General features: G+C 41.0%; 13 protein-coding genes. 6 read left to right on the forward strand and 7 right to left on the reverse strand.

The genetic code is table 11. The features are described from left to right. Positions 1 to 55: 55 nt before the first annotated feature. Positions 56 to 2,950 carry an outer membrane beta-barrel protein gene (locus IQ13_RS10850; RefSeq protein WP_144886399.1) on the reverse strand — a complete coding sequence of 965 codons (2,895 nt, stop codon included), beginning with the start codon at positions 2,948 to 2,950 and terminating at the stop codon, positions 56 to 58. Further along, complete coding sequence (locus tag IQ13_RS10855; RefSeq protein ID WP_158637372.1) at positions 2,947 to 4,185, reverse strand: 6-bladed beta-propeller; 1,239 nt, start codon at positions 4,183 to 4,185, stop codon at positions 2,947 to 2,949. Before IQ13_RS10855 ends, IQ13_RS10850 begins: the two co-directional genes overlap by 4 nt. Positions 4,186 to 4,458: 273 nt before the next feature. Between IQ13_RS10855 and IQ13_RS10860 the strand changes: the two genes are divergently transcribed. Together IQ13_RS10860 and IQ13_RS10865 are read left to right on the forward strand one after the other, a co-directional pair. Further along, positions 4,459 to 5,598, forward strand: coding sequence for a pseudouridine synthase (locus IQ13_RS10860; RefSeq protein ID WP_144886401.1), 1,140 nt, complete (start codon positions 4,459 to 4,461; stop codon positions 5,596 to 5,598). Continuing rightward, the gene (locus IQ13_RS10865; RefSeq protein WP_144886402.1) at positions 5,588 to 6,313 is read left to right on the forward strand and encodes an RluA family pseudouridine synthase; all 726 of its coding nucleotides are present in this window, start codon (positions 5,588 to 5,590) and stop codon (positions 6,311 to 6,313) included. The genes IQ13_RS10860 and IQ13_RS10865 overlap by 11 nt, the downstream gene beginning before the upstream one ends. 80 nt (positions 6,314 to 6,393) lie before the next feature. Here the strand turns inward: IQ13_RS10865 and IQ13_RS10870 are convergent, their stop codons facing one another. Continuing rightward, the gene (locus IQ13_RS10870) at positions 6,394 to 7,029 is read right to left on the reverse strand and encodes a peroxiredoxin (RefSeq protein ID WP_144886403.1); all 636 of its coding nucleotides are present in this window, start codon (positions 7,027 to 7,029) and stop codon (positions 6,394 to 6,396) included. 104 nt (positions 7,030 to 7,133) lie between these two features. Beyond that, positions 7,134 to 8,318, reverse strand: coding sequence for a DNA polymerase IV (dinB, locus tag IQ13_RS10875; RefSeq protein WP_144886404.1), 1,185 nt, complete (start codon positions 8,316 to 8,318; stop codon positions 7,134 to 7,136). Positions 8,319 to 8,389: 71 nt separating this feature from the next. On the opposite strand from dinB, the gene IQ13_RS10880 reads away from it, so the two are divergent. Together IQ13_RS10880 and IQ13_RS10885 are read left to right on the forward strand one after the other, a co-directional pair. Beyond that, the gene (locus IQ13_RS10880) at positions 8,390 to 9,037 is read left to right on the forward strand and encodes a hypothetical protein (protein WP_144886405.1); all 648 of its coding nucleotides are present in this window, start codon (positions 8,390 to 8,392) and stop codon (positions 9,035 to 9,037) included. 99 nt (positions 9,038 to 9,136) lie between these two features. Beyond that, the gene (locus IQ13_RS10885; protein WP_144886406.1) at positions 9,137 to 9,613 is read left to right on the forward strand and encodes a hypothetical protein; all 477 of its coding nucleotides are present in this window, start codon (positions 9,137 to 9,139) and stop codon (positions 9,611 to 9,613) included. A 68-nt stretch (positions 9,614 to 9,681) separates the two neighbouring features. Here IQ13_RS10885 and IQ13_RS10890 read toward each other — a convergent pair whose 3' ends face one another. The 3 genes from IQ13_RS10890 to IQ13_RS10900 form a co-directional block, all read right to left on the reverse strand. Next, positions 9,682 to 10,749, reverse strand: coding sequence for a hypothetical protein (locus IQ13_RS10890; RefSeq protein WP_144886407.1), 1,068 nt, complete (start codon positions 10,747 to 10,749; stop codon positions 9,682 to 9,684). Positions 10,750 to 10,983: 234 nt separating this feature from the next. After that, entirely contained in the window at positions 10,984 to 13,548 is a 2,565-nt protein-coding gene (locus IQ13_RS10895; protein ID WP_144886408.1) for a CHAT domain-containing protein, read from the reverse strand. Between the two features lie 29 nt (positions 13,549 to 13,577). Then, complete coding sequence (locus IQ13_RS10900; RefSeq protein WP_144886409.1) at positions 13,578 to 15,512, reverse strand: DUF7849 domain-containing protein; 1,935 nt, start codon at positions 15,510 to 15,512, stop codon at positions 13,578 to 13,580. 88 nt (positions 15,513 to 15,600) lie between these two features. On the opposite strand from IQ13_RS10900, the gene IQ13_RS10905 reads away from it, so the two are divergent. After that, positions 15,601 to 16,170: an RNA polymerase sigma factor gene (locus IQ13_RS10905; protein ID WP_144886410.1), complete on the forward strand. Its 570-nt coding sequence runs from the start codon at positions 15,601 to 15,603 to the stop codon at positions 16,168 to 16,170. Continuing rightward, positions 16,167 to 16,883, forward strand: a complete 717-nt coding sequence (locus tag IQ13_RS10910; protein ID WP_144886411.1) for a tetratricopeptide repeat protein — start codon at positions 16,167 to 16,169, stop codon at positions 16,881 to 16,883. The genes IQ13_RS10905 and IQ13_RS10910 overlap by 4 nt, the downstream gene beginning before the upstream one ends. Positions 16,884 to 17,138: the final 255 nt, after the last annotated feature.

Here is a 17,138-nt window from a genome sequence, read left to right on the forward strand (position 1 = left end):
AAGCGGCTCCATACAGAGCCGCTTTTTTTATGTTGTATGTTCAACTTCTATCAACTTAAAACCTCGGTCTTCCGCCTTGCCCGCCAAAGTTTCCACCCGGAGTTCCTGTTGTTCCTCTGCGGCCACCGGCTTGTCGTCCACCAAAACTACGTGGGTAATAAGCAATGGTAAGCATGTAAAACTGTTGCAAGCCATTGGTAACAGTGGTGGTGATCGTGTTGTTGCTCGACCCGATTGAAATATTTTTATTCTGCCGAAGAATGTCCATAGCAGAAAATTTCGCTTCCAGCTGCTTACTTTTTAAGAAACGGTAGCTGAGAAATGCATTCCACAATGCAGAGGTTTGATTGGTGGTTGTATTTCGTACATAGTTGAGTGTATTACTCAACGTAAAATCTTTCGGGTATTGCAGGTTAATATTAGCGCTGGTAAAATAGTTCTTGTTTTTAAACGAACGGAGGTTGGCTCCTGTTTGTATACTGTTGCTCATATTAATACCCTGCGATACAGAGAAGTTAACAATTTCACCTACAGCAAAATAAATACGCAATGAGTTGTTTATATTTTGAATACGGGATGTTGAAAACACATTATCGATATAGTTGGGCGATTTGCTGTTGTTAAGAAACCCGTTATAGGAAAATTGTAACACATTTTTCTTTAACCGGAGCGACACATTGAAGTTGCCGCCAACATTCCAGTTACTTCTTCCATTAATATTGATGAGGTAAACATTTTTACGGCCAAGTGTATCGTAAAAACTGCTGTCTGCTATATCGTTTCGCACTGTAACATAGTTGCCATTGACACCAAAGTTGATATCGGCTTTTTTATTTCTGTTACCACCACGGCCATAATTAAGATTGAGGCCAAACGTATTAAGCTTCGACGGACTTAAATATGCATTTCCGTAATTGAATGAATAAAGATTAGCACTGTCGATGATCGGAAACAACTGATCGAGAACTGGAATAGAATAGTTGGTGTTATGCGTTAGTGCAGCGTTGATATTGTACCCATTCGTCTTCTGATAGAAATAGCTGATGTTGGTATTAGGTGTAAAGAAAAAAAACTCCCTTGTAAGATTGCGTTTGCTGAAGTTGGATTGATCTTTTTCACGCAGAAACTGGCCACCAATATTTGTGGAAACGGTAATACTTCTGAAATACCTGTTGGATAATCTTTTTGAAAATGATTTCGAAAGGTTAAGAGAAGGTTCGTCGCTTATGCGGTTATTCTGATGAATGTTGGTGATTTTTGCATTGCCAACATATATCTTACTTGTAGAATCGTAATCACTTACGTTGTATGTAAGATCGGATTGGCTGAAATTAAGATTATTGGTAAGGCGCATGTTAATGTTCCAGAGATTATTACTGCCGAACAGCAGGCGCTTTAATGCGTTATACGTAGCACTTACAGAACTGTTCCAGTTACTGGAGTTTGTATTGTAACGACGGTTGAACGAAGTATTCAGCATCGGATTTTCAAACGATTCAAGATCGCTCAGGCTTGTGCGGATGCTTTCATTTTGGTTATAGCTACCGTTGAAACGGAGCGAAAAACTTTTCAGGTTACGTTCATCACTGTCTTTATTTAAAAAATTTCCTCCAAAATTTAAGCTGCGGCTTTTTGTTTCCGATTCAGACGATTCATTGCTTTCGCTCACAATACCTTTTCCTTCACGTTCGGTAACTGTTGTTCCGGATGAGTTACCAAAACCAACATTGTCGATTACAGTGGCACGGATATTAAAATCTTTACCAATATCCCGTTTGTTATAGTTTACTGCAAATGTTTTGGTATCGTTCTCCTGTGTTGAATTACGGAGAGATGATTTGTAAAAGGAATTGCCCGCCGCACTTGTAATTGCATCAGATTGCGAATTCACATAGTTGATTGCTCCTCTACCGGTTAAATCAAAATTCAGTTCGTTGCTTCGCTGGTTATTGGTTGTTTCAATAAAACTATGCTGCAGGTTGGCACCCAGGAAATAAAATTTGTTTACACCACGGCCGGCAAAATTTGCTACATACCTGTTACGGGGGTTAAAACTGCGGAATGTGGTTTCACCCAGCAGCGATTGCAGATCATCAACGTTCTTATTAATATTATTGATGGCACCGCCAATACCCAATCTTGTTTTTTTATTGAAGGCCTGTAACCCCAAATCTGCTTCAAACCGTTGATCGGTACCCATACCTGCACTGCCCTTTCCGAAGTATCCTTTTTTCTTATCGGCTTTCAGTTTAATATTCATTGTGAGCAACGAGTCGGCAGCAGTTCGTTCTGCAGCACTTTTCGTTCGGTCTTCTTCTGTGTATACCTGAATTTTTTCAATTGCATTTTTCGGCAGGTTCTGGGTAGCAATTGCAGGATCGTTACCGAAAAACGGTTTCCCGTCAACATACACATTGGTCACCTTCTTACCGTTTACCGTTACCGTGCCATCGCCCCACAATGTAATACCTGGTACTTTCCGCAGCATATCTTCTACCACAGCATTTGAATCGAGTTTAAACGCAGCAGGATTTATTTCTAATGTATCGCCATTCATGCGAATAGGCACCACTGCTGTAACCACCACCTCATCCAAGGCTTTAAAGTTGGTATTCAGTTTTATGGTGTTGAAATTGTAAGATGGATGCAGCAGACTATCGAGCGTAATAATTTTCGAGTACGATTTAAACCCGGAAAAAGTAAGACTGACAATGATCGGCACATTCAATGGCACCTGTTGAAAATTAAATTCACCGGCAGTATTTGTAAGCTGGTAATTGAGCAACGATGAATCGCTTTTTTTATACAGCAAAACTGTTACAGCCTCTAACCCATAATCATTGGCTGAATCTTTTACAATACCGGTAACAGAACCGGCAGGTGTTTCAGTTTTTTGTTGAGCAAAAAGAAAAACAGGTAGCAACAGCAGCAGAAGGGTTATTGATCTCATTTGTTTTTGATGACAGGTTTCAGGATGATAATGACAGGATTTGAAGTTGATTTACTTTTATCGAAATAGTTTGTAAGCAATTCGCTGTACACTGGGTTACGATGCTTTTCTGCATCTCTTGAACGGAACATGGCATCAGAAGAAATACTACTGTACAGAGCAGTAGTATCGTAGTACTGAATACCCCAACCCATTACTGGCAGGTATGCATTGGTACTGTCGGCCGATATTTTGTTCACATTATAAAAACGATTGGTGCTTTTATCGAAAATGAATCGGCGATCTCTTTTCTGATAATCGAGCGAAAAAAATAAAAGATTATGAAAGGGTATGAGCCCATTTATGCGCCATGCATAAGCCGGATTGTTTTGCTTGTAATCTCTCAACTCGTTCCGTGAACTGAACTCTTTTGTAAAAAATGTTTTCGGCACCGTATTCTCGAACGGCAATACAAAATTGTAAAGCACTGTTACACTATCGGGAGTTAACTGGTAAACAGAGTTATAATAGGGTCGTGTAAAAAGCAATGTATTGGATTGGCTTGCAGCAAAGAACTCGATGTTTGCAGGATCACTTAAAAAAGTTGATCTGCGTTTTGTATAAGGGAAATACGCCTTAGTTATTTTTTGCCCGTTCGAAATCTTCAATTCAAAATCAACCGTGTCTTTTGCATCACTGTAACTTATTACCGAACTATATGCCCATTGCCCGGGAGCAAGTAAGGTTGGGTTAGCCATAAAAATTCCAAAATCCGGCATTTCACTTATCTGCTCTTTTTCAATATTATTGAGATTATACAAAACAGCTCTTCCATACTTCGATGTACTTTTCGTAAACGGTGTATGCAGCAGCTCGTCTCTTTCCTGATCTGTTAATCGATAAGATTTTGCCTGCAATATGTAAAGTGCATTTTCCTTCTGCATCCAGTATAAAGCTGCAATCGTATACTTATCATCTTTATATTTCTTTACAAACTTTCCGTTTTTATCAAAGAAGTAAAGCGCTTGTGTGTCGTAATCAAAAACAATAAAATACTGTGCTGTAACTACCAGGTGGCTTATTTGTCCAAATAAACTTTGCCTTGTTGTTTCCAATGGAATATATGTTACACTTTCAAACAAACGGGAAACAGGCGCACCGATTGCAGAAGCCGGGTCGAAATAAAGTGTTTGTGCAGGTTGAGCAATAGATAATTGCGCAACAAAAAAGAACAAGGCAGCAAAAACATTTCTCATAGCCGAGTTAGACGATTTGTTTGAAGAATACTTGCAAGATAATTTTCGTATTGCACCTGTGGTTGATTCAATGGTTGAGCGGTTGTGCAACCGTTTGACCTGTATCCTTTTTTTCAGCATTAGAAAAAGCAGACAGCTAACGAGTGGTATCATCTCTATCGTTTATCCTGCTTGATCATGGTTACATAGTCTGTTAAAAGACGATTTCCCACCCTTGGGCAATTAAGTTACCTTTGCAGCTCATCCTGTTGCAAAACAGCAAAACATACAAGCATGGCAAAAAGCAATTTTGGAAAGTTTACCGGGCGTAAAAGCAATGCCCAAATCAAAGAAGAATTCCGCCAGGAAAAGAAAAAGGCACGTGAAGAAAAAAATGCCTACTTCGAAAAGAAAAAAGCCGAAGAAAGAAGCCTGAGACCACAAGGCATAAAATTCAAGAAGCAAGAGCCAGAAGATAAGGCACAAGGGGCAAGACACAAGACACAAGGCACAAGATATAGTACGCAAGAACCCGGCAACAAAAAACAAGGACGTTTTGAAAAAGAAGCTCCGGGCAAACCCATCAAAAAAGTAGTAAAGGAAGATGCACGGTTTAAAATGGAGAAAGCTCCCGAACCCATCACCTTCCGAAAAGAAAAAAGTGATGCAGCAATGCCGCTGAACAAATACATTGCCCATTGCGGTGTTTGCAGCCGCAGAGATGCAGTTGAATTAATAAAAGCCGAAAAGGTAAAAATAAACGGAACGGTTGTTACCGAACCCGGGCATAAAATTGAAGAGGGCGACACAGTAATTGTGAATGGCAAAAAGATCGCTATTCAGAAAGAGCTGGTTTACATTTTACTCAACAAACCCAAAGATTATATTACAACATCAGACGATCCGCAAGGCAGAAGAACCATAATGGATCTGATGAAAGGAATACCAATGAGCCGCATTTATCCTGTTGGCCGGTTAGACAGAAACACAACAGGTGTACTCCTGCTCACCAACGATGGCGAGCTTACACAAAAATTATCGCACCCAAGTTACCAGGTAAAAAAAGTGTACGAAGTAACATTGGATCGTCCGCTTGAAAAAGGTGATTTTGAAAAGATGATGAACGGACTGACGTTGGAAGATGGCTTTATTGCACCGGATGCACTGGGTTATGCCGATCCGAAAAATAAAAAAATTATAGGTATCGAAATTCATAGCGGACGTAACCGCATTGTACGTCGCATGTTCGAGCATTTGGGTTACGATGTAAAAGGACTCGATCGTGTATTGTTCGCCAATCTTACCAAGAAAAATGTTGATCGTGGCAGATGGCGTTACCTCAACGAAAAAGAAGTGCGTTTGCTGAAGTTCCTGAACAAATCGTTTGTAAAAAAGAAAGAAGAAAAAAAAGGCAAGAACAGAGATGAAGAATAAAATTGAAATTATTGCCGAAACCGATCACTGGATTGCGTTGAACAAACCTTCAGGCTTGCTTTCTATTCCTGATCGTGAACAAAGCGAACCTTCATTGAAAGACTGGTTGAATGAACAATATGGCAAGGTATGGATTGTTCATCGCTTAGATAAATTTACCAGCGGCTTGATTGTTTTTGCAAAAGATGAAGCAACGCACAAACTTCTTTCAAAGCAATTTGAAGAACGTACCGTAGAAAAGTTTTACCTCGGACTTGTACACGGTACACCTGTGCAGGAAGAAGGCAGTGTTGATGCCGCCATCATGGAGCATCCCGTAAAAAAATCTACTTATGTAACGCATGCAAAAGGAAAACCATCGTTAACCGATTATAAAGTGCTGCATGAATATGGTGCTTACAGCTGGATGCAGTTCCAGATTCATACCGGCCGTACACACCAGATCCGTGTACACATGAAGCATATCGGCCACCCGATTGTGTGCGATGATATTTATGGTACTACAACACCTGTTTTATTATCATCGCTGAAACGCAAAAAATTCAAACTATCGAAGGCCGATGAAGAAGAACGACCGCTGTTGAACAGGTTGGCGTTGCATGCATGGAAGCTGAAGTTTACTGATGTTGATGGAGCAACAAAAGAACTGGAAGCACCGGTTTCGAAAGATCTGAAAGCCATGCTGCAACAGTTTGATAAATGGATAAAAAAATAAGCAGATTACTGTAAGTGAAAATAAAAAAGCCCCGTTAAGGGGCTTTTCGCATAGCAGAGTATAACCAATAGGAAACTTACTTACTTGTTTGGTTGGGGTGTGTAACGCAGGTAAGGCTTTACAATTTTCACACCCTTTGGAAACTTAGCAACTGCTGCTTCTGTTGTTACAGAGTTTGCAACAATTACATCATCCCCATCTTTCCAATCGGCAGGAGTAGCAACCGTATACTGCGCAGATAACTGCAAGGAGTCAATTACACGCAACACTTCGGTAAAGTTACGGCCGGTTGAAGCAGGATATGTGATGAACAGTTTTACTTTTTTATCGGGACCGATGATGAACAACGAACGTACCGTTAATGTTTCGTTTGCGTTCGGATGAATCATATCGTACAGGTTGGCAACAGTTCTGTCTTCATCTGCAATAATCGGGAACTCAACATTGGTATGTTGTGTTTCGTTAATGTCGTTAATCCAGCCTTTGTGGCTTTCTACACCATCCACACTCAGTGCCAATACTTTTACACCACGCTTTTCAAACTCACTTTTCAGCAGAGCGGTTTTACCAAGTTCGGTTGTACAAACCGGGGTATAATCGGCAGGGTGCGAAAACAACACGCCCCAGCTATCGCCCAGGTACTCATAAAAATCAATTTCACCAATGGAGGTCTTTGCTTTAAAATTTGGCGCAACATCGCCTAAACGTAAACTCATGTTAAACAGATTTAATAGTGAATAATTGTTGAGGCCGTAAAGATATATATTCCCTACTTATCAGATAGACTTTATCTGTAAAAAATTTTCCCTACAAACATCAGTTAGGAAACATCGGGCATTTCGTTGTCTTCGCCTTTACGTTTTGCATTGCGTGCTTTTGTAAGCAGGGCTTTACCAAAGCGCTCTTTTACCTGATCAATGGCTTTATACAATTCATTCTTCTTCTGTACATCCTGAAATAAATTGGTTTGCGAAGCTTCATCGGTTAATTCGCTCAGCTTTACACCCAGTAAACGTACGGGTTGTCCTTTTTTATAAAGCTGATGGAATAATTGCTTGGCATTATAGATCAACTCATCATCATAAAATGTATAAGGAATGGATGCCTGCCGTTGTTGTGTTTCGAAATTGGGATAACGGATCTTTACCGACACACAACCGGCCATTTTATTTTCCTGCCTTAACTCATGCGCAATTTTTTCCGTTAATCGAACAATCTCTGCTTCCAGAAAAGGAAGATCGCTCCTGTTTTCGTGAAATGTATTTTCGCTGGAAATAGATTTCGATTCGTGGTAAGCAGCTACTTCGCTGAAGCTGATACCGTGTGCCCGTTGCCACAAATCTCTTCCATGCTTACCCAATTGTTGCTCCAGCATAACCGGGTTTACATTTTGCAAATCGCCGATGGTTTCAATACCTAAGTCGAGCAACGTATGGTAAGCCTTTTCACCTATGCCCGGAATTTTATTTACACGCAACGGCGCCAGAAATTCTTTTTCCTTTCCGTGTTCAATAACGATATAGCTGTTGGGCTTTGCCAGATCTGTTCCAATCTTTGCTACCAGTTTGTTTGAGGCCATAGCAAAAGATATCGGTAGCTGTGTAGCATCAATAATTTCCTGCCGAAGATCAACCGTCCATTGTACGGGATCGAAAAAACGATCCATCCCCGTAAGATCGATATAAAATTCATCGATGGATGCTTTTTGAAACAGCGGTGCTTTTGCTGCAATAATATCCGTTACCCAGCGTGAGTAGCGGCTGTAATCGCCACGTGTTCCCTGCAACACAATTGCCTGGGGACAAAGTTTCATGGCCTGTGCCATGGGCATACCGCTGTGTACACCAAACACACGTGTTTCGTAACTGCAGGTACTTACCACTCCCCGCTCTCTTGTACCGCCAACAATAACAGGCTTGCCAACGAGTGAAGGATCGTTCAAACGTTCTACCGATACAAAGAAAGTATCCAGATCGAAATGTGCTATGATACGTTTATGAGCCAAATCAACACGCTTATGAAACAGCAAGGTACAACATTGAAAAAAATGAGTAGTATTGCTCAAACTTTTACTTCATGAAATTTCCTAAAATAGTTGCAACACTTTTCACCCTTGCAGTTACTGTTGCTTCCTGTTCGAAAGAAGAATCGTTTAGTGCAAATGGATCAGGCGGTTCCGGGTCTGGGTCTGGATCTGGTTCAGGTACCGGCAGCATACAAGGTAACTGGAAATTGATTTCGAGCTCCGGCTCAACCACTGCATCCACCTCATTGAACCTTTTTGGTACAGATACAAAAATTGAAACTGAATTACGTTTTTCCAGCTCTAACCCGGTTGGCATGTACACAATCAGCAGTACTAATTTTACAGGCAAAGGAATCGGATACGATTACACAGGAAAATTAATCATCCGTTCGTTTGAAAATAATGTATTGCAGACCGAAGATTCGAGCGACATTACTACAACCATTCCACCATCAAACCCCGATAGTAAGTATAAACTGGTTGGTGCCGATTCTATTTACTTTGAAGGAACACCCGGTACTCCTTCGGCTCCCGGTACTTCGGGTGCAGTACAGCCAGGTGGCTGCAAATACAAACTGGAAGGGAAACGTTTAACCATGTACATGAAAACATTTTCATCGCAAATAAATAACTCCGGCGGAACGGTATCGAAAGACACGCAACGTGTGAATGCCACTATTGTTCTCGAAAAAATATAAACCCTGGTTTTTCTGTCTGTAAAGCTCCTTTGATCGGGAGCTTTTTTTATGCACTTAATTTGGGTTGCAGATTAAAGCATGAACCGTTATTTTTAATTTATGAATCTTGATTGGCTAAAAAGCGGCATTGCACCTCTCGATAACCTGATTTCGTTTTTGCATAAGCAAAGTAAAACAAACGATGTACTGAAGAAACAAGTATTGATGGAACTTCGGAACAACCTCAATATTTTTAAAAATGCATTCCGCAACAGTGTATCGCCCGATACGATTATTGATTTGTTGAGTAATGATGCCATACAGGAAGCCATTAAGCAAAATTTTACATTCAAGAAGTTAAAGGCCGGCACCATTGAACCCTACCATGTATACGATGACCGTAATAAAAAATACATTGGCTGGACAGCTGAACGTCTCATCGACAAGATTGATGAAAAAATTGTAGAGCTGAAAACACTCAAGAAGATGAATAAGGGAAGTGTAGAACAGGTAAAGAACAATGTGCAGCTGATGATCAGCAATCTTTACTTCCGTATGAAACTGCTGGCCGATTTTATTCAAAGCGATTTTAAATAAACAATCCCGGCACCAAGGCCGGGATTTGTTTCATAGTACAGATGTTTTCGACAGATGAACAACGGTGCTTACTTGGTATTCAGTTGTTGTATCAGAGCAAGCAATTGCGCTTCGGTTACTTCGGTAAGGTTAAATGTTACACCGTAATAAGTTTTACCACTTGCAGGCGCTCCCACTGTTACATCCTGCATTTCTGCGTAAATTTTATTGTCTTTAAAAGTAATGGCGAGGAATGTACCTTCAATACCAATCGGGAAACTGTTCTGGTAACTTAATAAACCTTCTTTACCTGCAGGTGCATTGATAATTTTATTGTACAATTTCACCAGCGTGTTTTGTTGTTTCACTTTAAAGAAGAGCATACTTGGTTCACCACCCATATAGTTGGTACTTGTTGCAGAGTTCCACTGGTTGCTGAAGTAACCCAATACTGTTGTTTTCGGACGTGGATCACCCATCAACGCATCACAGTTGCGCCATACACCTAAGCTATCAAGATTGAAAGTTGAAGTACCGTTGTTATTGTTTGTTGCGAAGTTGCCATTCTGTACCCAGTTAACACCACGTGGTACATAACCTGTTTGCGAAAGTGTTACCGGTAAGTTTTCATGATCGTTACCGTTGATCGTATAGGTTACTGCACTATCACCACGCCACATGGGTACTTCACGCAAGAACTGTCCGTTGGCACCTGCTTTTGGTGCGGCAGGCACTACTACCTGTGCTGGTGCATTCAATTGTAATTCATCAGCACCCTGGTTTGCTTTTACGGTCATCTCGCCATAAGAAATCAGCATTTGTCCTCCTGCTTCTGTTGGGCGATTACCTAACAGCATATCACTCGCCTGGTAAATATCTTTCACCTGAACGGTTACACTACCTGTTACAATTTGTCCGTTAGCTTTTTTAAATGCGTTGGCAGGAAAGTTAATTTTTGTGCCTTTGCTTGTTAACAGTAAGCCACCTGTTGTTGCATCGATGGTAAACGCTTCATACTTGGGAGCGTTGGCATCGAAAAAGGTTTTTACTTTTTGTTCGAACACATGTGGCTGCACATATGTTGCTTTGTCTTTTTTACAAGCAGTAAAACTGATGGCTGCTGCAATTGCTACGGTTGAAAGGATTGACTGTTTCATAATAAGAAGTTTTAATTGTTTTTGTTTGTTGTTTGGAAGTATATCCGCAGCAGTAAAAGATTGTTACCCTGCTTGGGAAAGAAATTTTTAAATAATTTCTAAATCGTTGATTATTAGATGGTTTGGTGGGAATATTTTTTTAACCAAGGTGTCACAAAGGGCACTAAGAATTCACGGAGGCACTAAGCGTTGTGCTCTTTGTGAAATCCTTTGTGTGCTTTGTGCTAGAGTGACTTAGCCTTTAAACTTTCGGAAGAAATAATAACCAATTGGCAGAAGTGCTAACAGTACCAACCAATACCAGTTAAAAGAAGATGTTTGTAATTGCAATTGCTGATCGATACCAATATAACTGAACCCACTCCATAACAGGGGATTCTTTTGTGCAAGACTTGTTGCGTTTTGCAGGTATTGCTTTCTTGCATCATGCAATGCAGTAACGGGTGAATGTTGTTCTTGTAACGAAGTATAAAACGATTGTACAAATAACGGTGCCACGGCATCATCAACCGGCCAGCGGCTTGCAACAACGCCTTTAACACCTTTGCTGATGAATGCACGACCAATACTTGCAACGCCTTCGCCCTGCTGTACTTTTCCTGCAGCCGTTTCGCAGGCGGTTAATACAACCAACGGTGCAGCTGTAACCACATACTGCAACTGCCCGAGATAAAATTTTTGTTTCAGTACAAGAAAAGGTTGTTGTGAGCTGTCGGCCACCGCATGTGCGGCTATATGTAACACTGCTCCCGATTGCATGGATGCAACAAATTTATTCGGATCAGTTGTTGTGGCTTCGTAAGTTGTTGTGTTGAGTTTTTTGCGCAACTGTTTTGCTTCAACGATAGAGTTGGGCAAAGCAGCAAATCCATTTTGGTGCTGATTGAATGTATAAACGGTGACCGGTATTTTTTCTGTTGACTGCTTTGCTGCCCGTACATATTGCAGCAACGAGTACACATAACTTACTGTGGTTTTTTCTGCAATAAACTGTTGCTTAGCATCGGTACACAATGCTTCGAAAGGAAGGTTATGCAGCCATCCATCAGCAGATATAATGAGCGATTGAGTTTTCAGTTCAACAGGAAGTACTTGCTTTCGTAATTCATTTGCCGATTGAAAATAAGCAGTCGGGTTATTATTATAAGCAGATGATGTTGGCGAAAAATAGATTTGAAGCAACGAATCTGTTTGTTGTTTTACAGTTACCGGTAACAGCTTGCAGTTAACCTTTCCGTCTGTTACATGCAATAAATAAACTCGGTTGCTTACAAGTGTATAGCTGATAAAATCTGCCTTTGCCGTTACTTCTTTTAACTTCTGCTGAAACTGTTGCAACGAAGGTTGCTCCAGCAATTGTGCAAACCGGTTTTCCTGTAAGCCAAGTTCTAATTCCTGTTTGCGTATCCGTTCGCTGATGAATGCTTTCTTTGCTGCATCATTTGTTTCGGCTAATAATAAATAATCGTTGCGTAACTCTGCAAATAATTGCGGCCGTAATAAATCAGTACCGTCGGTTTGCCATTGCCTGCTTCTGTTTTGTTCGTTTAACAGCTTACGACCTTTTGATAATTCAACAAGCCATAACAGCTGCTGCAGCAATTCCTGCTTACCTGTTCGCCTGCACTGCTCTTCAAAAAAAACAATCGCTTCTTCGCTGATGGTATTACTGTTACTGCTTTGCAATGCATTGGATGAAACCGTGATCAACTGGTTACAGTAATAATCGTTGGCAACAGTAAGCTGATAGTAATAAGCTGCTGTATCGGGCTGTTGTTTTGCAAATGCTTTTGCTAACCCTGCATACAACGTGGTAACAGTATGATCGGGAAAATAACCAGTGTTGCTGATATTAAAATACAGCAGCCCGTCTTTGAAATTTTGAATGCTGCTGTCGGCCTGTTGCAATTGCAGAAACAGGTTCCCTTTTTCGGCTTTCAGTTTGGCTTTATCTCTTTGCCTGCTGTCGGGATAGGTTTGCTCCAGTATCTTTTCTGCATTCTGTAATTTCTGCAAGGCCTTATTCCATTGTTGCTGATCGTACAGCAGTTTGGCAGAGAGCTGCAACGCACTCACCATCCACGAAGCATCCGCATCAACCGCATCAGCAGAACGAAAGAAGGCCAATGCCTTTTCATTGTAATAAAATGCACTATCGTTTTGCTTTGCTGCATAAAATGCATCGGCTTTTACATTGTACAATAAACCGGTTACTGTTGGTTGCTCCGTTATAAACTGCAAGCCTTTGTTGCAGCTTATCTGTGTTGCAGCATAATCACCCAGCCAGTAATAGGTAATCGCTTTGTTACTGTAAAGCGACGGAAGCAGATTCAATTGCTGTTCAGCGGTTGCGTGTTCAATCGCAGATTGCTGCAAGGCAATGGCTTTATCATAATCTCCCAAACGAACATAATTATTGCCAAGGGGCTTAATGATAAACTCTTCGGCTTCATAAACAACTTTCTGTTGCTGCTGATAGTTCAATCCCTTTTCGTACCAACGTGTGCTGGCCTGTATTTGCCCTTGCTGTAATAAATGATAAGCGATGTTGAGTACAAAATCGAGATAGGCAGTTTGCTCTTTTTTCAGCTTTGGTTTGCGCCACAAGGTTTGCTCTAACGAATCGGCTTTGTTAGAAAGATAGAACGGCTGTTCATCAGTAAGATCATACAGCTTCTCCAAATAAGACTGCAACTGATCTTTTGGTTGATAGACTTCATTCCATTTTGCTTTTTGCTGTGGTTGATCATCACCCGAAAAAAACAGCAACAGAAAAGCGATACTGCTGAAGGGCAGCAAACGACGAAGGAAAGATTGATATGAAGGAATTACAGTCGCCAGGATGCATAAAAATAGAGATAAGATTTGTTTGTTCCGCCATAATAAAAACGGGTACCTATCTGCGGACCAAGACGAACCTTTCCGAACTGTGCATCTACAAACGGAAGAAACTGTGCATTGGAGAATATTTTGATCGAACTGTTTTTTGTAAGATCGTATGGAACATTCAATTGCCCGTTGAAATTGTTGAGTAAGTAAGTGCGGCTTGTATCAACCGAACCGGCAAAGTCTGCATCAACTCGTACCCCGGCACCGGCCGACAACAGATCGTTGAAATTATACCGCAGATGTAAGGGCACTAAACCAATGCGAGTAATGCTCGATCGCAACTGCTCCCGGTAACCACGATAATCATAATTCTTTCCATCGATCACTACCACACCTTGCGTTTGAAAAGTTTGTTGAGCCGTAGTTGTTTGATAATACTTGCCAAACAATTCAAACTGGAAATAAGGTTTGTACGGTGCAAGGCGTGCAATACCTACGCCCACATTCACGCCATCACTCAAACCATTTGTACCAAGGTTCATTTCATAACCCGCCATTACGATCGGTGATAAAGCAGGCTTAAATTTTCCTGTAGCAAAATTGGTGATTACCGGTTCGTTCTTATCAAAGTAAATCGCTGTTCTTCCTTTGAAAGGAAGATTGTCCAGTTTCCTTTTTGTTTTTACATCAAACTCCACAAACCCTTTGGTGCTGTCTTTATCATTCACTCCTTTTTGATTCGTGCCCGGTAAATAAATTCCGTTGAAGATAAATGCAGCGCTGTCTTTATTGGTCACCAACTCCCAACAACCTGTACGTGTAGCCACACTGTCGCAAGGCAAACAGTAAGGCGACATGTCTTTGATGCTGATCGTTTGCGGATCCATGGCCGACGGTAGAGTAATGGCCAGTTTTATTTTTCGTGCCGGACCTTCTCCATCATTCTGGAAACGGATTTTATAGCTGAGTGATTTACTTTTTTTGAGGGTTCGATAATTCAATCGACCCTGTTTCAGATTCATTTTGTTCGGATCATGCGAGGTAACGATGGGAATGTTCAGCTGATGCATGTATACGCCACCGGTATCGGGCACAAACAAACCGGTAATAACAATGGTTGCATTGGTATCTTTGATCATGCCCGGGGTAACATACAGATTGGTGAACATAAATTGTGCATCGGTTGTTGCCTGTTTTATATCGACCGCAAATACATTGCTGTAACTCTTCAATGTATTCATCAAAAACGTTTTGCTTTCTACACCGCTGAACTTTTTCTCCTCTTTAAAATGCGATGCAGGGCTACCGCTGCTGGTGAGTAATAGCTGATCAAATGATCGAACAGATGCAATTGCATTTTTATCGTTGATCAACATCGCATCGTTATACAAACGAAAACCGGCTGTATCAAAACTGTTTTGTCCGAATTGTTTTTCGTTGATGAAGAGATACACTTTACCATTAACTGCTACATCATTTTTCCAACCGGCCATCAATACCATCGTGTCACCGGGTTTGGCCATGCAGTTATACTTCAGTTCAAAAAAACCATTTGCTTTAAAGAAATTCTGTTCCGATGGCGATACTGCTGCGAGGTAGGTTTTATTCACCTGCTTCACTGCCACCTTTTTCGGTTTGCGGCCAGGCTTCTTGCCATCATCGTAATTATTCACCGCATATAACACCGCTTCGTAATCGCCTTCCTTTGCATACACATGTTCCGGATTTTCTTCGGTACTGAAATGACCATCACCAAAATCCCATAGATAAGTATAGAATGGCTTTGGAGCGCCGGGTATTTGTGTCAATGGCGGAAGACTTGCTTTAAAAGCGACCTTGTTTTCTTTCTGCTGCACCACAACCGACGAATCGGTTTGTGCCGATGCCTTAAAGCAAGCAAACAGGAGGACAATATGGACGATTATTTTTTTCATGATGATACAGGTGTATATCAATAAGCTGAGGCATCTGTTACCCTAAATATAAAAATCTTATTTTTAACCAACTACTAAACCATTGCCCTTGCACGCCGACCAGAAATATATAACTGCTTTGCTCCATCACGATCAGCGGCTCATTAGTGAGATTTACCAGCGATTTGCGCCTAATATGAAGGCTTACCTGCTTTCACGTGGCTGTAGTGAAGACGATGCTGGTGATGTTTTCCAGGAAGCACTCATCGATATTTACAAACTGGCAAACGACAAACAGTTTGTGCTTACCTGTCCGTTTGAAGCGTTTCTGTTATTGCTCTGCAAACGCAAATTCATCAACAAAACGAAAAAAACTTCGCTTACCGTGGTAACAAACGGCGAAGAAGATGCATATACCAATATACCGGACGATGCCAACGCTGGTGCTGCCGAACATGTGGCGCAGGTTGAAAAAGAACAATTAGTCATGCTTGTGCTGGATGAAATGGGTAATTGCAAAGAAGTGATCTTAAAAAGCCTGCTGAAAAAGCCGCAGGAAGAAATTGCAGAAGAACTGGGTATGACTTATGCGTATTACCGCAAGCGAAAAAGTAATTGCATGGGCGAACTGGCAGAACTGGTACGTAACAAACCACAATTTAAAGAACTCGTATCATGACCTACACGTACTCCGATATTGATGCCTACCTCAACGGCGAACTGACGGCTGAAGAGCAGCAACAGTTTGAACAGGAACTCCGCAGCAACCAACAACTGCAGGAACAGGTGAATACCTATCGTTTACTCAACAGTACGGTTGGCAAACATCAGCAAGCCGAACAAACATTACCACAGTTAAAACAAATACTTGATCCGCTTACGCATCAATACTTCAAAAAAGAAAAGGCGAAAGTGTTTACGATGAAGCGGACGATGTATATGCTGGCTGCAGCTGCATCAATCGTGTTGATCTTATTGGTTGCATTGCCGGGCGCATCTCCTGATGATTATTCATTTGATGCCATGCCGGGAGCTGTTGTACGTGGTGCTGAAGATGATAAAGCAAAAGCTGCGCAGCTGTTCAACAACAAACAATATGCTGAGGCTGCAAAGGCTTTTCAACAATTAAAAACAACCAGTCCTGCAGATGCCGCTTTAGATTTTTACCTCGGCATCAGTTTGCTGAAAACAGAACAATATGCTGAAGCATTGCCTTTGTTTGAAACATTGGCAAACGGCACATCGGTTTATGCTGAAGATGCCAACTTCTTTGCTGCTTTAAGTGCGTATCATTTAAAGCAAAACGAGAAAGCAAAACAATATGCAGCGAAGATGAAAGATGGAAGCAGGTATTGGAAAAATGCGAAAGCGATTATAAAGAAGCTGAAATAATAATACATCTGAAACAACTTGACGGAGTCCGTCATGCCGACGCAGGAGGCATCGCTATCATCTGAAAAGGTTAGTATTTAATGATGTTGATTGAATCAAACATCTTGATTGGGTAGAGATTTCTCCTTCGTCGAAATGACGATTCAGCGTTTACCGTTCATCTTAATCATTCACACAAAGATCAATTGCATTGTTTATGATTTTAATTGTATTTCATTTTTCAAACCTCAACAAAACGAGTAAACTCTAATTCAG

This window comes from Lacibacter cauensis (genome assembly GCF_007830055.1).
GTDB classification, from domain to species: domain Bacteria; phylum Bacteroidota; class Bacteroidia; order Chitinophagales; family Chitinophagaceae; genus Lacibacter; species Lacibacter cauensis.

Excerpts from the sequence above, each read along its gene's own strand:
- IQ13_RS10850 (WP_144886399.1), bottom strand. The coding sequence starts at position 2,950 with ATGAGATCAATAACCCTTCTGCTGCTGTTGCTACCTGTTTTTCTTTTT.
- IQ13_RS10855 (WP_158637372.1), bottom strand. The coding sequence starts at position 4,185 with ATGAGAAATGTTTTTGCTGCCTTGTTCTTTTTTGTTGCGCAATTATCT.
- IQ13_RS10860 (WP_144886401.1), top strand. The coding sequence starts at position 4,459 with ATGGCAAAAAGCAATTTTGGAAAGTTTACCGGGCGTAAAAGCAATGCC.
- IQ13_RS10865 (WP_144886402.1), top strand. The coding sequence starts at position 5,588 with ATGAAGAATAAAATTGAAATTATTGCCGAAACCGATCACTGGATTGCG.
- IQ13_RS10870 (WP_144886403.1), bottom strand. The coding sequence starts at position 7,029 with ATGAGTTTACGTTTAGGCGATGTTGCGCCAAATTTTAAAGCAAAGACC.
- IQ13_RS10880 (WP_144886405.1), top strand. The coding sequence starts at position 8,390 with ATGAAATTTCCTAAAATAGTTGCAACACTTTTCACCCTTGCAGTTACT.
- IQ13_RS10885 (WP_144886406.1), top strand. The coding sequence starts at position 9,137 with ATGAATCTTGATTGGCTAAAAAGCGGCATTGCACCTCTCGATAACCTG.
- IQ13_RS10890 (WP_144886407.1), bottom strand. The coding sequence starts at position 10,749 with ATGAAACAGTCAATCCTTTCAACCGTAGCAATTGCAGCAGCCATCAGT.
- IQ13_RS10900 (WP_144886409.1), bottom strand. The coding sequence starts at position 15,512 with ATGAAAAAAATAATCGTCCATATTGTCCTCCTGTTTGCTTGCTTTAAG.
- IQ13_RS10910 (WP_144886411.1), top strand. The coding sequence starts at position 16,167 with ATGACCTACACGTACTCCGATATTGATGCCTACCTCAACGGCGAACTG.